This is a genomic window from Streptomyces sp. ISL-87 (assembly GCF_018614095.1).
Lineage (GTDB): Bacteria > Actinomycetota > Actinomycetes > Streptomycetales > Streptomycetaceae > Streptomyces.
This window is the reverse complement of the sequence record NZ_JAGGOY010000025.1, coordinates 1-16,745: the sequence shown is the minus strand read 5'-3', so window position 1 is coordinate 16,745 and position 16,745 is coordinate 1. Positions and strand designations below refer to the sequence as shown.

Sequence of the window (16,745 nt, the reverse complement as noted above, 5' to 3'; positions counted from 1 at the left end):
GTTGGGGTGGGCCATGCATGCGCCAAAGGCGTTGGGCCCTGAGAAAGGGCCTAGGAGAACCAGGTGACGACGTATGACGACCGAGCGAGCCTCGCGGATCTGACCAGCACGGCGGAGCGGGTCCGCCGCTCGGTCGAGAGCGTGATCGAGGGCAAGCCCGAGGTCGTACGCCTCGCGCTGACCGTGCTGCTCGCCGAGGGCCACCTGCTGATCGAGGACGTGCCGGGCGTCGGCAAGACCATGCTGGCCAAGACCCTCGCCAAGTCCATCGACTGCACGGTGCAGCGCATCCAGTTCACGCCGGACCTGCTGCCCTCCGACATCACCGGCGTCAGCATCTACGACCAGCAGCGCCGCGAGTTCGAGTTCAAGCCTGGCGCGATCTTCGCGCAGATCGTCATCGGCGACGAGATCAACCGCGCCTCGCCGAAGACCCAGTCCGCGCTGCTGGAGTCGATGGAGGAGCGCCAGGTCACCATCGACGGCACGACGTACACGCTGCCGAGCCCCTTCATGGTGGTCGCCACCCAGAACCCGGTGGAGATGGAGGGCACCTACCCTCTCCCCGAGGCCCAGCGCGACCGCTTCATGGCCCGCGTCTCCGTCGGCTACCCCAGCCCCGAAGCCGAACTCCAGATGCTCGACGTGCACGGCGGGCTCTCCCCGCTCGACGACCTGACGGCCGTCGCGCACGCCCACGACATCGTCAAGCTCATAGAGGCCGTCCGCGAGGTGTACGTCGCCGAGCCCGTCCGGCGCTACGTCGTCGACCTGGTCTCCGCCACGCGCAGCCACCCGGACCTCCGCCTCGGCGCCTCGCCCCGTGCCACCCTGCACCTCCTGCGCGCCGTGAAGGCCTCCGCCGCGCTGTCCGGCCGGGAGTACGTGCTGCCCGACGACGTCCAGGCGCTGGCCGCCCCGGTCCTCGCGCACCGGCTGCTGCCCACCGCGCAGGCCCAACTGAACCGGCGCACCGCCGAGCAGGTCGTCCACGACATCCTCCAGCGCACCCCCGTCCCGGCCGCACACCCCCGCGGCGGCGAGACGCCGCCCGGCGCCGGCATCCGGAGCTTCTGATGAGTGCCGGTGCCCCGCGCGGCGCCGGCGGCGAGGCAGGCGAGGCAGGCGAGGCAGGCCAGGGCGGTGGCCGGGGCGGGCTGCGCGCGTCGCTGGCCGGGCTGACCACCCGCGGCCGTTCCTTCCTGGCCGCCGGAGTCGCCGCCGCCGCGTGCGCCTACGTCCTCGGCCAGGACCAGCTGCTGCGGGTCGGGCTGCTGCTCGCCGTGCTGCCGCTGATCTGCGTCTACGCCCTGCACCGCACCCGCCACCGGGTCTCCGGCAGCCGCCGGCTGACCCCGATGCGGGTGTCCGCCGGCGCCGAGGCCCGGGTACAGCTGCGGATGGACAACACCTCCCGGATGCCGACCGGGCTGCTGATGCTCCAAGACCGGGTGCCCTACGTGCTCGGCCCCCGGCCCCGCTTCGTCCTGGACCGGGTCGAGCCCGGCGGGCGCCGCGAGGTGTCCTACCGGGTCCGCTCGGACCTGCGCGGCCGCTACCCGCTGGGCCCGCTCCAGCTGCGGCTCAGCGACCCCTTCGGGCTGGTCGAGCTGACCCGCTCGTTCAGTACGTACGACACCCTCACCGTGATACCGCGCACCGAGCCGCTGCCCCCGGTCCGGCTGGCCGGCGAGGCCTCCGGCTACGGGGACGGCAGCCGCCGCTCGCTGGCCCTGGCCGGCGACGACGACGTGATCCCGCGCGGCTACCGGCGCGGCGACGACCTGCGCCGGGTGCACTGGCGCTCCACCGCCCGGTACGGCGAGCTGATGGTGCGCCGCGAGGAGCAGCCGCAGCGCAGCAGGGCCACCGTCCTGCTGGACACCCGGCAGCTCGCCTTCGAGGGCGCCGGCCCCGACTCCGCGTTCGAGTGGGCCGTGTCGGGGGCCGCCTCGGCCCTGGTGCACCTCCTGGAGCAGGGCTTCTCGGTGCGGCTGCTGACCGACACCGGCGACTCGGTGCCCGGCGAGGGCGGCGGTGGCTTCTCCTCCGGCGGGCAGGAGTCCGCGGAGGCCGCCGGACTGATGATGGACACCCTCGCGGTGGTCGGGCACTCCGACGGGGCGGGGCTGTCGCGGGCGTACGACGCGGTCCGGGGCGGGGGCGGCGCCTTCGGAGGAGCCGGGTCCGACGGGCTCCTCATCGGCTTCTTCGGCGATCTGGACGACGTACAGACTGAACTGACGGCCAAGATGCGCCAACGCGCCGGCGGTGCGGTGGCCTTCCTGCTGGACTCCGCGACGTGGGCCGGACGGCCCGCGCAGGGGCACGCGCTGCCGCCGCTGGAGGAGCGGCTGAGCAGGCTGCGCGACGCGGGCTGGACCGCGCTGGCCGCCCCGCCCGGGGTGGCCTTCGCGGAGCTGTGGCGGCAGGCCGGCAACGCCCCCACGGGCACGGGTACTTCCGGAGGTTGGGGATGAGCGGGCGGGCGAGACTGACGCTCTTCGCGCTGCTGGCCACGCTGCTCACCTCGTGGTCGCTGCTCGGACTGGTCGAGTCGAAGAGCTGGATCGGGCAGGCGGCGCTGCTGCTCGCCGTGCAGAGCACGGTGGGCGCCGGGGCCCGGCGGGTGCCGCTGGCGCGGTCGCTGACCGTGGCGGCGCAGCTGCTGGTGTCATTGCTGATCCTGGCGTTCCTGTTCGCGGGGAAGGGCGAGTCCACCGGGAGCGGGCCGCTGGCATACCTGGTCACGGACTTCGGCGCGCTGTTCGAGCAGGGCGTCTCGGACGTGGGCGAGTTCGCGATACCGGCCCCGCTGACGGACGGCATCCGGCTGCTGCTGCTGACCGGGGTGCTGCTGATCGGGCTGCTGGTGGACATGCTGGCGGTGACCATGCGGACGGCCGCCGCGGCCGGGCTGCCGCTGCTCGCGCTGTACTCGGTGGCCGCCGGGCTGTCCGCCGGTCAGGGGGACTCCTGGTTCTCGTTCCTGCTGGCCGGCTGCGGCTACCTGTTGCTGCTCCTGGCCGAGGGCCGGGACCGGCTCGCCCAGTGGGGCCGGGTCTTCGGCGCGGCCCCGAGCGGCCGGGTGTCGGCCGCCTCCGGCTACGGGGGCGGCGGCGAAGCGGTGGCCCCCGTACGCACCGGGCGCCGGATCGGCGCGGTGGCCCTGGGGCTGGCACTCGCGGTGCCGGCGGCGCTGCCCGCGCTCGGCGGCGGCCTGCTGGGCGACCAGGGCGCGAGCGACGGCAGCGGCAGCGGTACGGGCGGGACGATCTCGGCGGTCAACCCGCTGGTCTCGCTGCAGAGCAGCCTGAACGCGCAGGACAACCGGGTGGTCCTGAAGTACCGGACGGACAGCCCGCAGATCGGCGACCAGTACGTGCGGATCCTGGCGCTGGACGAGTTCAACGGGGTCAAGTGGGAGGCCTCCGGGCGGCCCCTGACCGATGTCCCGGAGCGGCTGCCCAGCCCTCCCGGGCTGAACGGGCAGATCCGGACGACCGCGACCGAGGTGCGCACCACCTTCTCGGCGGCGGACACCTATGTGCAGCGCTACCTGCCGATGCCGTACCCGGCGACGGGTGTGGACATCGCCGGGAAGTGGCGGTTCGAGCAGGCCGGCCGGACCCTGGTCGGGGACCAGCTCGGCAAGGACAAGTACCAGAACGTCCAGGGCGCGCAGTACACGGTCCGCAGCCTGCTGCTGAAGCCGACGGTGCGCCAGCTCCAGAGCGCCCCCGAGCCGGATCCGGCGATCCAGGCCGAGTACACGAAGCTGCCGGACAATCTGCCGCCGGTCGTCGCGGAGACGGCCCGCAAGGTCGTGCGGGGCTCGAAGGACGACTACACGCGTGCGGTGAAGCTTCAGGACTTCTTCGCCGTGAGCGGCGGATTCAGCTACAACACGCGGACCGCCTCGGGTACGGGTCCGCAGGCCGTCGCCCGCTTCCTGGAGGACAAGGAGGGCTTCTGCATCCACTTCGCGTTCTCGATGGCGGCGATGTCGCGCTCCCTGGGCATCCCGGCGCGGGTGGCGGTCGGTTTCACGCCGGGCGAGAAGCAGTCGGACGGCACCTGGAACGTGTCGATGCGGGACGCTCACGCGTGGCCGGAGCTGTACTTCGAGGGCGTGGGCTGGACCCGCTTCGAGCCGACGCCCCGGTCGGGGATCTCGATCCCCGACTACAGCCGGGCGCAGGCGCCGACGGCCCAGCCGTCCACCCCGTCGACGCTGCCTTCGCAGAACGCCTCGGAGCCGGCGGCGGAGCCGTCGAAGGCCGAGGACTGCCCGCCGGAGCTGAAGAAGCTGGGTGAGTGCGGCGGCACGGCCCTCAAGCAGAACACCGGGGACGGCGGGGGCGGGCAGTTCCTGCTGACGCTCCTCGGCTGGACGGGGGCGGCCCTCGTGGTCCTGTCCCTGCCCCTGCTCCCCCTGCTGTGGCGGACGCGGGTGCGTGCGCGGCGGCTGGCGGCGGGTGCGGTGCTGCCCGCCTGGCTGGAGCTGGGTGACGCGGCGTGGGACGTGGGCATCGCCCCGGACGAGGCGCTGTCACCGCGGCGTGCCGCCGGGCGTGTGGTGGAGCTGGGCCGGCTGGAGCCGGACGCGGCGCAGGCGGTCCACCGGGTCGCGGGCGCCGTGGAGCGGGCGCTGTACGCCCCTGCGGGCGGCGCGGAGCCGGTGTACGGGGACCTCGCGGACGATGTCCTGCGGGCGCGGGCGGGCCTGCTGGCGGGTGCGTCGCGCGGGGGCAGGCTGCGGGCGCTGCTCTTCCCGCGGTCGGCGGCGCGGGTGTCCTGGGCGGTCTCCGCCTGGTGGGCGAACCTGGCCTCGGCGGTCTCCGCCCGCGTGGCCGCGATGCGGCTGCGGCTGCCGTCCCGCGGGCGCGGGTGACGGGGCGCGGACGGGTGTGACTCGGGCGCGGGCGGGGGTGCGGCTGACCGGGGCGGCCTGTCCGCGCGGCCCGTCCCTTGCGCGAAAACGCCGGTGCGGCGGGGCTCGTTCCTCCTGAGCCCCGCCGCACCGGCGTATCGCGCGACCGGGGTGGCCCGTACTCCTGCCCTCCCGGTGAGGGACGAGGTACCCGGCCCGCTCCGCGGCCCCGTGTCCGCGGTGCGGGCCGAGCGCCCCCGCCCGTACCCCCAGTCTGCCGTTTCCGCAGGTGGGAGCCCATCCGTACGCGTACTCATTTCCGCGCCTGGGTACGGATACTCAGTTCTACTCGGCCCCGCCCCGGCGCGGCACCGCCGACTGGGGGGTCAGCGGCTCCCGCTGACCCGGCCCCGCAGCAGCAGCGACAGCGCCGAGTGCACGTCCTCCAGCGAGCGCTCGCTCTGGAACGACTGCCAGTCCAGCGCGGCGACCAGCACCATCCCCACCAGCGCGGCGGCGGTGAGCTGCACATCGATCTCCGCGCTCAGCTCACCCCGCTCCACACCCTCCCGCAGCACGGTCTCCACCACCGCGACCGCCTCCTGCCGGACCACCATCAGCGTGGACTGCCACGCCCGGTTGGTCCGCCACAGCTCCGCGACGTACAGCTGGGTGAAGGCCGGGTACCGGTCGATGAAGACCAGACCCGCCCGGATCATCTCGTCCAGGGCCTCGACCCGGCTGCCGCCCCGTGCCTCGGTCTCCTCGGCCGCCGTCCGCAGCGACGCCGACAGCAGGCCGACGCCGTGCCGGAGCAGTTCCTCGAAGAGTTCGTTCTTGCTCGCGAAGTTGTAGTAGACGGTGCCCTTCGCGACGCCCGCCCGCTCGGCGATCTCGTCGACCGTGGTCGCGGAGAAGCCCTGCTCGGCGATGAGGGTGACGGCCGCTTCGTAGAGCTTCTGCCGGGTGGCCTGCCGGCGGCTGCCGCCGGTCCCGGTACCCGTACCGGTGCTGCTGCGTTCCATGGCGCTGATTCTCACAGGTCAACCGCTTCCTACAGGCTCAGTTCCGGATGCAGCCGGTCCATCGTCCACACCTGTTTGCCGCGGGCGGCGAGAGCGGTGAGGGCCAGGGCGCCCGCGGTGAAGGCCACCAGGACCGCGCAGCCCTGCCACACCGGGCCGAGACCGCCGCCCGTGATGAGCCGGCGCAGGCTCTCGACGATGTACGACATCGGCAGGTACGGGTGGATGGCGTTGAAGAAGTCCGGGCTGGTCTGAACGGGGTACGTGCCGCCGGCCGAGGTCAGCTGGAGCATCAGGACGGCCAGCACCAGGATCCGCCCGGCCGCGCCGAACTTGGCGTTGAGCCACTGGACGATGGCCGCGAAGCAGCCGGTGACCAGCATCAGGAAGGCGATGGTGAGGGCCGGGCGGGCCATCTCCAGGCCGAGGCCCCAGTGGAGTACGGACATCAGCGCGGCCACCTGCGCGGCGCCGAGGCCGGCCACGGGCAGCCAGCCCGCGAGCGCGATCCGCCAGGGCGAGGCGCCCGCGGCCAGGGCCCGCCGGTTCAGCGGCGCGATCAGCATGTAGGCGACCATCGCGCCGACCCACAGGGAGAGCGGGATGAAGTACGGGGCGAAACCGGTGCCGTAGTTCGGCGCCTTGTGCAGGGACTGGTTGGCGAGCTTGACCGGGTCGGCCATGACCTCGGTGCGGGCGTCGCGCTGCTGGTCGTCGTAGTCCGGGATCTTCTCGGCGCCGTCGTGCAGGCCGCCGGCGAGTTCGCCGGTGCCGTCCACGAGCTTGTACATGCCGCCGTCGAGGCGGTGCGCGCCGTCGCCGAGCTTGCCGACGCCCTCGCCGAGGGCCGCGGAGCCCTTGGAGGCGCTGGTCAGGCCGGTGTGGAGCTGGGCCATGCCGGTGGCGACCTTGTGGGCGCCGGTGTTGAGGGCGTTGGCCTTGGCGACGGCCGTTTCGAGGTCACCGGAGAGGCCGGGGGCCTTCTCGGCGAGGTCGCGGGCGTCCTTCTCCAGGTCGGCCAGCTGGCTCTTGAGCTTGCGGAGGTCGCCGTTCGAGTCCTTGGCCAGGGTGTCGACGTCACCGGAGAGCTCGGCGGCCTCGGCGGTGGTGTCCTTCAGCTTCTTGAGGTCGGGGCAGGTCGCGGGGAGCGGCTTGATGAGGGGGGTCACGCACGTCTTGGTGTAGACGCGGTCGGCGAGGGCCGAGGCCTGCTTGCTGAGCCGGGCGGCCTTCGGGGCCTTGTCGGAGAAGGTGTCGAGGTGGTTGTTGACGACCTTGGCGGTGTCCGCGACCAGTTCGGCGGTGTCGGCCAGCTGCTTGGGGTCCTTGAGGAAGGGGCGGGCCTTGGAGGCGGCGGCGTTGACCTTGTCGGCGACGATCTGGGTGCCGTTCGCGACGTCCCTCGTACCGGTCTCCAGCTCGCCGGCGCCGGAGTTGAGCTTCTTCAGCCCGCCGGTGAGCTCGCCGTTCTTCTCCTTGGCGGTGTCGAGTCCGTCGGCTATGGCCTTGGCGCCCTGCTGGGCCCTGTCGGCGCCGTCCTTCAGCTTGTCGGCGCCGTCGGCGGCCTCGGCCGTCTTATCGTGCAGGTCGGAGAAGGACACGAAGATCTTGTCGAGGAAACCGCGGGAGGCCTTGGTGGACGCGGCCGAGCGGACCTCGGAGAAGACGGTGCGGGAGATCGATCCGACGATGTAGTTGTTCGCGTCGTTGGTGCGGACCTGGAGGGCGCTCGTGGCGGGGTCCTCGCCCGAGCTGGAGGCGATCTTCTCGCTAAAGTCGGCGGGCATGGTGAGGGACAGGTAGTACGTCCCGTTCTCCAGCCCCTTCGCCGCCTCCTGGGCGCTGACCTCACGCCAGTCGAAGGTCTTGCTGTCGTGCAGCTTCTTGGTGATCTCGCCGCCGGCGTCGAGGTGCTTGCCGTCCACGGTGGCGCCCTTGTCGGCGTTGACGAGGGCGACGGGCACCTTGTCGAGGCGGCTGTACGGGTCCCAGAAGGACCAGAGGTACAGCGCGCCGTACAGCAGCGGCAGCAGGAGCAGCGCGACGAGAGCGGCCCGGGGGAGCTTCCCCCGCCCGAACCGCTTCAGCTCAAGCGCGGCGAGCTTCGGCGAGCGCATCGTCCGCCCCCTTCGTGGTCGTTTCTTCGTCTTCGTCTTCGTCGTCGGTGTCGTCGGCGTTGTCGTCGCCGGTGTCTTCCCCGGTGTCGTCGGCGTTGTCGTCGCCGGTGTCTTCCCCGGTGTCTTCCCCGGTGTCCTCGGCGGTGTCGTCGCCGGTGTCCTCGGAGACGGTCTCCGCGGCCGGCTCGGGGGCCGGCTCGTCGGCCTCGGCCGTGCGCAGGACCGTCACGTCGTCCGGGGCCTCGCTGCACACCGCGATGACCGTGATCCCGCGGGCCGCGATCGAGTGGAGCAGGGCCCAGGCCTCGGCGCGCTCGGCGTCCGAGAGTTTGAGGTCCAGGTCGTCGAGGGCCAGCAGCTGCGGGCTGCCCAGCAGCGCGATGGCCACGGAGACCCGCAGGGCTTCCAGGCGCTCCAGGTCGCGCACGGAGGTACGGGGTCCCTTGGGCAGGGTCGCGAGGTCCAAGCCGGCGGCAGCCAGCGCGGCATCGATCCGGGCCTCGCTGGAGGTGCGGCGCTCGGCGCGGGGGCGCAGCAGGGCGCGGACCGGGCCGTCGTAGTGGCGCTGGAGCAGGGCGCCCTCGCGGAGCTGTTCGGCGACGGTGAGCGCCTGGTCGAGGTCGTTGACGCCGGGGACCGGGCCGAGGGCGGTGATCCGGCGGACCGCGGCCATGTGCTTCGGCAGCCGGTGGCCGGCGATTTCGGCGTGGCCCGCCGTGGCCTTCATCCGGCCGGTCAGGGCGAGGAGCAGGCAGGTCCGGCCGCTGCCGGAAGGCCCTTCGACCGCGATGAGCGAGCCGGGCGCCACGTCGATCCCGACGCCCCGGAAGACCCAGCCGCGCGGCCCCTTGAGTCCGAAGTCCTCGGCTTTGACGGCCGCGCCGTGCGGGCTGTCCACGCCGTCCCCTCCCTTTTGAACTGACTGGTCAGTTCAAAAACTAGCATCCCCGTCCGAACCCGCCGCGCGCAAGGGGGCAGTTACCCGGACAGCGAGATCAAAACCGCAGGTCAGCGCGATTGTCAGTGGGGGCCGTCACGATGGATCCACGCACCACGACAAGTCAGGACAACGCGACAGCAACACCGCAACGACAGGAGGTTCGTCATGGCCACACCGTCCCCGTCCCCTGTCCACCCCGTCCCCCGGAAGTCGGTGGCCCCGCCGGCTGCCCTCGACCTGCTCGCCAAAGCCCGCAGCGGCCTGGCCGAGGCCGCGGGACTGCCCCGGCCCAACGAGCGGTACGCCACCGCCCATCTCGCCGCGCTGCGCGCCGCCGCGGCCGTGCTGGCCGCGCGCGGGCGGCCCGAACCGGTGAACCCGCGGCGGCGGCCCCGGATCCGCAGCGCCTGGGAGGTCCTCCCGGAGATAGCGCCGGAGCTGACCGAGTGGAGCGCCCTGTTCGCCTCCGGCGCCGCCCGCCGGGCCCGGGCCGAGGCAGGCATACGGGATGCGGCGAGCAGCCGGGACGCGGACGACCTGGTGCGCGAGGTGGCGATGTTCGTGCGCCTGGTGGAGCGGATGCTGGCCCTCCGTCCGACGGCCGCCCAGGCCTTGCCGCAGCCGCGTCCGGAGCGTCCGAACGCGGGATGAGATGCCCGGCTGCCGGAGGCAATAGGGTGGGGCTCGGACCGCTCACCCTTACCGCGCCGAGGAGCCATCAGCCGTGTCGGACACTTCCCGCCCCCGCGCCTCCCTTCGCACCGCCGTGGTGTGGGAGGTCCTCAAGGAGGCCCTCGACCGCCGGGTGAAGGCGACCGGGCGGGATGTGCTCGACGTGCTGGACACCGGCGGCGGCACAGGCAAGTTCGCGGTGCCGGTGGCCCGGCTGGGCCACCGGGTCACCGTGGTCGACCCCAGCCCGAACGCGCTGTTCGGGCTGGAACGCCGCGTCGCCGAGGCAGGCGTGGCCGACCTGGTCCGCGGTGTACAGGGTGATGCCCAGGGCCTGCTGGACGTCGTCGACCGGGACGCCTACGACGTGGTGCTCTGCCACGGCGTGCTGGAGTACGTGGACGACCCGGCCGAGGGTGTGGCCAACGCGGTCGCCGCCCTGCGCCCCGGCGGCATCCTCAGCCTGCTCGGCGCCGGCCTCGGCGGGGCCGTCCTGGCCCGCGCGCTGGCCGGCCACTTCACCGAGGCCCGTACCGCGCTGACCGACCCGGCCGGCCGCTGGGGCTCCGGCGACCCGATGCCGCGCCGCTTCACCGCCGAGCAGCTCGCCGAACTGGTCGGCGGGGCCGGCCTGGAGGTCGGCGCGGTGCACGGCGTCCGGGTCTTCGCCGACCTGGTCCCCGGCGTCCTGGTGGACACCGAGCCGGGCGCCGTCGAGGCACTGCTGCGCCTGGAGGAGGCCGCCGCCGAGCTGCCCGCCTTCCACGCGGTCGCCACGCAGCTGCACGTCCTTGGCGAGAAGCCCGCCTGATCTGCGACGCATGCCGGGAGCCAGTCGGCCGGAGACCCGCCGAACCGGCGGTCCGCCCCGTATGATCGGGGGCACCGACCGGCATGGTGACCGGGTCATTGGGGAATAAGCGCCTCAGTGACCGCGCCTGCGGCGGTACGGTTTGGCGCAGCACCCGGATTCAGGCAGTACCTGGATTCAGGCAGTACCTGGATTCAGGCAGTGCTTGTTTTGAGGCCGTGCTTGTTTTCAGGCCGTGCTTGTTTTCAGGCCGTGCTTGTTTTCAGGCAAGGCCGGTTTTCGAAACGTGGCGTAGAGGGCGGGTGTCACGGGGGCGATTCCCCGCCTATCCTGAAGGGGACCCCTGGTCGCTACCCCCGCGACCGACGGATGAGGAGGACTCCCGTGCCGCTCTCGGAGCACGAGCAGCGAATGCTCGAGCAGATGGAGCGAGCGCTGTACGCCGAAGATCCCAAGTTCGCGACAGCGCTTGAGGGAAGCGGACTGCGCACGTACACCCGGCGACGGGTCTACATGGCAGTCGCAGGCATTGTGGTGGGTATCGCGCTCCTCATGACCGGTGTGATCATTCCGAACGTGCTCTGGATCAGCGTGGTGGGCTTCCTCGTCATGCTGGGCTGCACCGTTCTCGTGGTCACCGGTTGGCGCAAGGCGCCCAAGCCTGGCGAGCAGCCCGTCTCCGGCAGTGCAAGCGGTTCGGCCCACGGCCAGAACCGGCAGCGTCGGTCGATGATGAACCGAATCGAGGAACGGTGGCAGCGCCGCCGCGATGAACAGGGGCAGTGAGCCCCACAGGATGTGGATGAGGGGACGGCCGCCGCCAGGCGCCCGTCCCCTCGTTCTTCTTTTCCGCAGGGCCTACTGGATCACCCGTTCTACGGGCATGATGATCCGGTGAGTGTGCTCCCTCTGGTCTTCACCAGCGGCTGGGCCAGTGGGATCAACGCATACGCCGTGGTCCTCCTGCTCGGCATCTTCGGCAGGACGGGTCTGACCGACGAGGTCCCCGCGTCGCTGCAACGTACCGACGTGCTGATCATCGCCGCCGTGCTCTTCCTCTGCGAGGCGGTGGCCGACAAGGTCCCGTACGTGGACTCGATATGGGACACCGTCCACACGGTGATCCGTCCGGTGTCCGGCGGGGTGATCGGCGCGCTGCTGGCCGGGCAGAGCGGCTCGCTCTCCGACATCACGGCCGGGGTGGTCGGCGGCTCCACGGCGCTGGCCAGCCATTTCGTCAAGGCCGGCACACGGATGGCGATCAACAGCTCGCCCGAGCCGTTCACCAACGTGGCGGTGAGCATCGCCGAGGACCTCGGCGTGGCCGGGCTGATCACCTTCGCGATATTCAACCCCGAGGCCGCCGCGATCATCGCGGGTGTCCTGCTGGCCATCGGCCTGGCTCTGATGATCTACCTCTGGAGCCGGATCCGCCGGTTCCTGCGCCGCCGCGCCCAGCGTCGCGAGGAGAGGAGGCTGGCCGCCGAGGCCCGCGCCGTCACGGGGGCGCCACCACCCGGCCGGCCCTTCTGACCTCCCTCGATCCCCCACCGGTCCCGCTCGGTCCCGCTCGGTCCCGCTCGGTCCCGCTCGGTCCCGCTCGGTAGGCTCAGCCGCATGGCACGAATTGCGGTGATCGGCGCCGGCATGGGCGCGATGGCGACGGCGGCCCGGCTGGCCGTGGCAGGCCACCAGGTGACGGTGTACGAGCGCGGGACGACGTACGGCGGCGCGGTCGGCCGGTACGAGCGCGACGGCTTCGCCTTCGACACGGGGCCCGGGCTGCTGCATCTGCCCGCCGTCTACCGCGACCTGTTCGTGAAGACCGGCAAGCGGCCGCTGGAGGACTGCGTCGAGCTGGTCCAGGTGGACCCGGCCGTCCGGCACGTCCTGGCCGACGCCACGGTGGTCACCCTCCCCAACGCCTCGCGCGGCGGCGCCGCCGCCGTCCTCGACCAGACCTTCGGCGCGGGCGCCGGGGAGCGCTGGAGCGCGGTGCTGGGCCGCGCCCGGGACGCCTGGGACGCCACCCGCCGCCCGCTGCTGGAGGAGCCGCTGCGCCCCGACTGGCAGGCGCTGGGCGGCGACCCGTACCCCGCGCTGCGCAAGAGCGGGCTGCTGCGCCGCCGGCCGCCGACCCTCGCGGAGGTGGCCGACCGCGAGCTGGGCGGACCGCTCGCGCAGTTGCTCACCGCGCGGGTGGGCGCGTACGGGCTCGATCCCGCGACCGCGCCCGCCTCGGCGGCCGTACTGCCGTACATGGAGCAGACCTTCGGCAGCTGGTACGTGCGCGGCGGCATCCGGGCGCTGGCCACCGCCGTGTACGAGCGGTGCCTGGAGCGGAAGGTGGCCTTCGTCTTCGGCGCGGAGGTACGGGAGGTGCTCGCGCGGGGCGGCCGGGCGGCCGGGCTGCTGCTGGCCGACGGTACCGAGGCGGCGGCCGACGCCGTGGTCTGCGGGGTGGACCCGAGGCAGCTGCCGATCGCGCCGTCGATCCCGCCGGTACCCGGTTCCCCGCCCGCCCGGAACACGGGCCTCGCCGACTGGTACACCCTGTTCCTCGCCCTGCGCGGCGCCCGTCCAGGGGACGCCGTGCACCGCACCCTGCTGGACTCGGTCACCGTGCTGCGCCCCGACGACCCGGCCACCCGGCCCGACGCGGAGCACGAGGCGGTCACCGTGCACGCCGTCGTGCGTTCCGGGTCGCCGGCGCCCTCCGCCGAGGAGCTGCTGACCACGGCCGCCCGTGCTGTCCCCGGGCTCCGGGAGCGGCTGCTGTGGCACGAGCTGCGCACCCCCGGCGACATCGCCGAGGCCACGGGCGCGGTGGACGGCTCCGTCCCCGCGCCCGCCCTCGCGGGGGCCGGGGGCCGGCTGCTCCACCCGGCGAACACCACGGCCCTGCCCGGGCTGTACCTGGCGGGCGGCTGGGCGCACCCCGGCGGCGGGCTCCCGCACGCCGGGATGACGGGGGCGCTGGTGGCCGGGCTGATCGTGGAGGGCGCGGACTTCCGCGGCTCCCGGTGAGCGGCCGGTGAGGCGCCGGTGAGCCGCCGTAGCCGCCGGTAACCGCCGACGGCGTCAGTAGCTCTCGGTGGCTCTCAGTAGCGGTACTGCTCGTACTCGCCCGTGCCGCCCTGGTAGGGGTACCCCTGCGGCTGCTGCTGCGGGTACTGACCCTGCTCCTCGCCCGGGTAGGGCTGCGCGACATCCCGCTGGTGCGGGACCCAGACCCCGCCGGGCGGGGTGTCCATGGAGTACTGCTGCTGCCCGGCGGGCGTCGCGTAGGGGTCCGGGGTGTAGTCGGTGTACGAGGAAGCCGTGTAGGCCGTGTAGGCCGCGTAGTCGTCGTAGTTGGCGGGCTGCTGCGGGGAGACCGCGCCGCCGGTGCCGATGTACGGGTCCGAGTAGGCGGCGTAGACCTGCTGCTCGCCCGCCGGGTAGCCGGTGGTGTAGTCGTAGCCGGCGCCCTGCGACTGGGACTGCGGGTCGTAGTACGCGGCGTACTGGTGGGCGTCCTGCTCGGCCGTGGTGTAGGGCGAGGCGAAGCCCGCCGTCTCCCCCGTGCCGGCGGTGGGGGCGAAGCTCTGGATCCCGTACGAGCCGGTGTCGTCGGGCAGCGGCTGAGGGCTGTAGACGTCCTCGGCCGCGGCGGCCTGGAACTGCGGCTGCTGATCCCGCTCGTCGGCGTCGGAGCCGTCCCCGTCCGGGGCCTGGGACCCGTACTCCAGCCCGGTCACCTCCAGGACGGGCGCCGGGCGCGGACCGCCCGCGCGGCGCCGCCTGTTCTGCCGTACGGGCTCCCCGCCGCGGCGCAGCGCCCAGCCGGCCTCGAAACCCTTGCGGAAGGAGAGCGTCACCAGGGTCTGGCCCACGGCGAAAGCGGCCGCGCCGACGCCGATGACGAGCACTGAGGGCAGCACCACCCCGGCGACCACGCCGAGGAAGCCGGCGAAGGCGAGCAGGCGCCAGCGCAGCCGGGCCTTGTACTGCATCAGGACCTCGGCAAGCAGCCACAACGCGACGAAACCGAACGCGATGTAGAGGACCGTCATTCCCATGCAAGGCCCCTCTCGGTACGGCCGCCGGCGCGGGAACGGGGGGACGGCCGATCAGGCCCGCTGGTGCAGGCCCAGGTTCTCGTAGATCTCGAGAGTCGCCGTGGAATTGTTCAGCGTGATGAAGTGCAGCCCCGGGACACCCTCGGACAGCAGCCGCGCGCAGAACTCCGTGGCGAACTCGATGCCAATGGAGCGTACAGCGGCCGGATCGTCCTTGACGGCGAGCATGCGCTCTTTCACGGCCGCGGGGAAGACTGCGGTGCTCAGTTGGGGCAGCCGGTCGAGCTGCTTGATCCCCACAACAGGCATGACCTCGGGGATGATAGGGGTCTCGCAGCCCGCCTTCTGGACGCTGTCGCGCAGCCGCAGATAATTCTCCGGATCAAAGAACATCTGGGTGATCGCATAGTCGGCACCGGCGCGGCACTTGTCCACGAAGTGACAGATGTCCGTGTCCCAGTCCTCCGAGCGCGGGTGCATCTCGGGGAAGGCCGCGACGCCCACGCAGAAGTCGCCGGACTCCTTCAGCAAGCGGACCAAGTCGGCGGCGTAGTGCACGCCTTCGGGGTGCGCCACCCAGGGGCCCATGGGGTCGCCCGGCGGGTCTCCGCGCAGCGCGAGCATGTTGCGGATGCCGACGTCGGCGAACTGGCCGATGACGTGGCGCAGCTCGGCGACGGAGTGGTCCACGGCGGTGAGGTGCGCGACCGGGGTCAGGGTGGTGTTCGCGGCGATCTGCTCGGTGGCCCGGACCGTGCCGTCGCGGGTGGAGCCGCCGGCCCCGTACGTGACGGAGACGAAGCTCGGGGCCACCGCTTCGACGCGGCGCAGCGCGTCCCAGAGGTTGCGCTGGCCCTTCTCGGTCTTGGGGGCCCAGAACTCGAACGAGTAGGAGCTCCCGGACGCCAGCAGGTCACGGACCGTGCGTGCACGATCCGTCCAGGTGGAAGCGGTACCAAGGGCCATACGGGCAGGTTAGACGGGGGCCGACGGACTCCGAAGTGCTGTCCATCCCTTGGACGCATTTTTGGACACTTACGAGGAAACGCGGGCCCGTACGCGCTTGGCCAGGTCGGCGGCCGCGGCACCCGGGTCGGAGGCCTCGGTGATGGCGCGAACCACGACGACGCGGGTGGCGCCGGCGTCGAGCACCTCGTCCAGATTCGTGCCGTCGATACCGCCGATCGCGAACCAGGGCCGGTCCTGGGCGAGCGAGGCGGTGTACCGGACGAGCCCGAGGCCGGGGGCGTGGCGGCCGGGCTTGGTGGGGGTGGGCCAGCAGGGGCCGGTGCAGAAGTAGTCCACGCCGGGCTCGGCGACGGCGGCGTCGACCTCGGCCTCGGCGTGGCAGGAGCGCCCGATGAGCACGGCCTTGCCGAGGACGGCGCGGGCGGCGGGTACGGGGATGTCGCCCTGGCCGAGGTGCAGCACGTCGGAGCCGATGGCGTGGGCGACGTCGGCGCGGTCGTTGACGGCGAGCAGCTTGCCGTGGCGGCGGGCCGCCTCGGCGAAGACCTGGAGGTGTTCCAGCTCTTCGCCCGCCTCCATGCCCTTGTCGCGGAGCTGGACGATGTCCACGCCGCCGGCCAGGGCGGCGTCGAGGAACTCGGGGAGGTCACCCTGCCGCTTGCGGGCGTCCGTGCAGAGGTAGAGCCGGGCATCGGACAGCTGCTGCATGGGTGTACCCCCGGGGTGGTGGCGGTGTACGGGCCGGGCTCTCGGCCCGTACACCGCTGATGGAGCGGATGCGGATCAGGTCAGAGGGCGAGCGCCTGAGCGCGGCGCTTCACCTCCGTGCCGCGATTCTCGCTCAGTGCCTGCACGGGGGTGCCGGGCAGGGTGGGGTCGGCGGTGAACATCCACTCCAGGATCTCGCCGTCGGAGAAGCCGTCGTCCCGGAGCACGGTCAGCAGGCCGACCAGGCCCTTGACGACCTTGTCGCCGTCGATGAAGGGGGCGGGCACCTGGAGGGAGCGGTTCTCGCCGCGGCGCACGGCGAGCAGCTGACCTTCCTTGACCATCTGGCGGACCCGGGTCACCTCGACGTTGAGCATCTCGGCGATGTCGGGGAGGTACAGCCATGCGGGGACAAGGGCATCGATCTTTGCGTCAATCTCGGTCACGGGCACAAGCCTGCCATCTCGGACTCGCCGCCGGTACCCGGGCCGCCCGTCCGTGGCGCCGCCGCCCCACACCGGGCCTCCGCCCGGCCCGCCCTGGGCCCACCCGGGGCCCACCCGGCCCGC

The 16,745-nt window shown here is 72.8% G+C and carries 15 protein-coding genes; 8 read left to right on the top strand and 7 right to left on the bottom strand.

Translation table 11 applies throughout. From position 1 onward, the window contains the following. The first annotated feature begins 63 nt into the window (after window positions 1-63). Genes J7I97_RS09595 through J7I97_RS09585 form a run of 3 tightly spaced genes read left to right on the top strand, consistent with a single transcriptional unit; the run spans window position 64 to window position 4,894 of the window. A complete protein-coding gene (locus J7I97_RS09595) occupies window positions 64-1,077 on the top strand; it encodes a MoxR family ATPase (RefSeq protein WP_214932798.1) in 1,014 nt (337 codons plus the stop codon). Then, entirely contained in the window at window positions 1,077-2,480 is a 1,404-nt protein-coding gene (locus J7I97_RS09590) for a DUF58 domain-containing protein (protein ID WP_214932796.1), read from the top strand. Before J7I97_RS09595 ends, J7I97_RS09590 begins: the two co-directional genes overlap by 1 nt. After that, on the top strand, window positions 2,477-4,894 hold the full coding sequence (locus tag J7I97_RS09585) for a DUF3488 and transglutaminase-like domain-containing protein (protein ID WP_214932794.1): 2,418 nt from the start codon (window positions 2,477-2,479) through the stop codon (window positions 4,892-4,894). The genes J7I97_RS09590 and J7I97_RS09585 overlap by 4 nt, the downstream gene beginning before the upstream one ends. 365 nt (window positions 4,895-5,259) lie before the next feature. Here J7I97_RS09585 and J7I97_RS09580 read toward each other — a convergent pair whose 3' ends face one another. The 3 genes from J7I97_RS09580 to J7I97_RS09570 are packed head-to-tail and all read right to left on the bottom strand — an operon-like array spanning window position 5,260 to window position 8,913. Further along, complete coding sequence (locus J7I97_RS09580) at window positions 5,260-5,898, bottom strand: TetR/AcrR family transcriptional regulator (RefSeq protein ID WP_214932792.1); 639 nt, start codon at window positions 5,896-5,898, stop codon at window positions 5,260-5,262. A gap of 29 nt (window positions 5,899-5,927) precedes the next feature. Beyond that, window positions 5,928-8,015 carry a YhgE/Pip family protein gene (locus J7I97_RS09575; protein WP_214932790.1) on the bottom strand — a complete coding sequence of 696 codons (2,088 nt, stop codon included), beginning with the start codon at window positions 8,013-8,015 and terminating at the stop codon, window positions 5,928-5,930. After that, on the bottom strand, window positions 7,987-8,913 hold the full coding sequence (locus tag J7I97_RS09570) for an ATP-binding cassette domain-containing protein (RefSeq protein ID WP_214932788.1): 927 nt from the start codon (window positions 8,911-8,913) through the stop codon (window positions 7,987-7,989). The genes J7I97_RS09575 and J7I97_RS09570 overlap by 29 nt, the downstream gene beginning before the upstream one ends. Before the next feature lie 207 nt (window positions 8,914-9,120). On the opposite strand from J7I97_RS09570, the gene J7I97_RS09565 reads away from it, so the two are divergent. From J7I97_RS09565 to J7I97_RS09545, 5 genes are all read left to right on the top strand, one after another. Next, complete coding sequence (locus J7I97_RS09565) at window positions 9,121-9,606, top strand: SAV_6107 family HEPN domain-containing protein (protein WP_214932786.1); 486 nt, start codon at window positions 9,121-9,123, stop codon at window positions 9,604-9,606. Window positions 9,607-9,679: 73 nt separating this feature from the next. Further along, a complete protein-coding gene (locus J7I97_RS09560) occupies window positions 9,680-10,438 on the top strand; it encodes a methyltransferase (protein ID WP_214932784.1) in 759 nt (252 codons plus the stop codon). A 384-nt stretch (window positions 10,439-10,822) separates the two neighbouring features. After that, on the top strand, window positions 10,823-11,224 hold the full coding sequence (locus J7I97_RS09555) for a DUF3040 domain-containing protein (protein ID WP_214932782.1): 402 nt from the start codon (window positions 10,823-10,825) through the stop codon (window positions 11,222-11,224). 108 nt (window positions 11,225-11,332) lie between these two features. Continuing rightward, the gene (locus J7I97_RS09550; RefSeq protein WP_214932780.1) at window positions 11,333-11,971 is read left to right on the top strand and encodes a DUF4126 domain-containing protein; all 639 of its coding nucleotides are present in this window, start codon (window positions 11,333-11,335) and stop codon (window positions 11,969-11,971) included. 84 nt (window positions 11,972-12,055) lie between these two features. Continuing rightward, the gene (locus J7I97_RS09545) at window positions 12,056-13,465 is read left to right on the top strand and encodes an NAD(P)/FAD-dependent oxidoreductase (protein WP_214932779.1); all 1,410 of its coding nucleotides are present in this window, start codon (window positions 12,056-12,058) and stop codon (window positions 13,463-13,465) included. A 74-nt stretch (window positions 13,466-13,539) separates the two neighbouring features. Here J7I97_RS09545 and J7I97_RS09540 read toward each other — a convergent pair whose 3' ends face one another. The 4 genes from J7I97_RS09540 to J7I97_RS09525 form a co-directional block, all read right to left on the bottom strand. Next, entirely contained in the window at window positions 13,540-14,499 is a 960-nt protein-coding gene (locus J7I97_RS09540) for a hypothetical protein (RefSeq protein ID WP_214932777.1), read from the bottom strand. Between the two features lie 51 nt (window positions 14,500-14,550). After that, entirely contained in the window at window positions 14,551-15,465 is a 915-nt protein-coding gene (gene metF / locus J7I97_RS09535) for a methylenetetrahydrofolate reductase [NAD(P)H] (RefSeq protein ID WP_214932775.1), read from the bottom strand. Between the two features lie 69 nt (window positions 15,466-15,534). After that, window positions 15,535-16,176, bottom strand: a complete 642-nt coding sequence (gene thiE, locus J7I97_RS09530; protein ID WP_214932773.1) for a thiamine phosphate synthase — start codon at window positions 16,174-16,176, stop codon at window positions 15,535-15,537. Window positions 16,177-16,256: 80 nt separating this feature from the next. Continuing rightward, window positions 16,257-16,622: an Rv2175c family DNA-binding protein gene (locus tag J7I97_RS09525; protein WP_214932771.1), complete on the bottom strand. Its 366-nt coding sequence runs from the start codon at window positions 16,620-16,622 to the stop codon at window positions 16,257-16,259. Between the last annotated feature and the right edge of the window lie 123 nt (window positions 16,623-16,745).

Coding starts and splice junctions, on each gene's coding strand:
- J7I97_RS09590 (WP_214932796.1), top strand. CDS start 1,077: ATGAGTGCCGGTGCCCCGCGCGGCGCCGGCGGCGAGGCAGGCGAGGCA.
- J7I97_RS09585 (WP_214932794.1), top strand. CDS start 2,477: ATGAGCGGGCGGGCGAGACTGACGCTCTTCGCGCTGCTGGCCACGCTG.
- J7I97_RS09580 (WP_214932792.1), bottom strand. CDS start 5,898: ATGGAACGCAGCAGCACCGGTACGGGTACCGGGACCGGCGGCAGCCGC.
- J7I97_RS09575 (WP_214932790.1), bottom strand. CDS start 8,015: ATGCGCTCGCCGAAGCTCGCCGCGCTTGAGCTGAAGCGGTTCGGGCGG.
- J7I97_RS09565 (WP_214932786.1), top strand. CDS start 9,121: ATGGCCACACCGTCCCCGTCCCCTGTCCACCCCGTCCCCCGGAAGTCG.
- J7I97_RS09545 (WP_214932779.1), top strand. CDS start 12,056: ATGGCACGAATTGCGGTGATCGGCGCCGGCATGGGCGCGATGGCGACG.
- J7I97_RS09540 (WP_214932777.1), bottom strand. CDS start 14,499: ATGGGAATGACGGTCCTCTACATCGCGTTCGGTTTCGTCGCGTTGTGG.
- metF (WP_214932775.1), bottom strand. CDS start 15,465: ATGGCCCTTGGTACCGCTTCCACCTGGACGGATCGTGCACGCACGGTC.
- thiE (WP_214932773.1), bottom strand. CDS start 16,176: ATGCAGCAGCTGTCCGATGCCCGGCTCTACCTCTGCACGGACGCCCGC.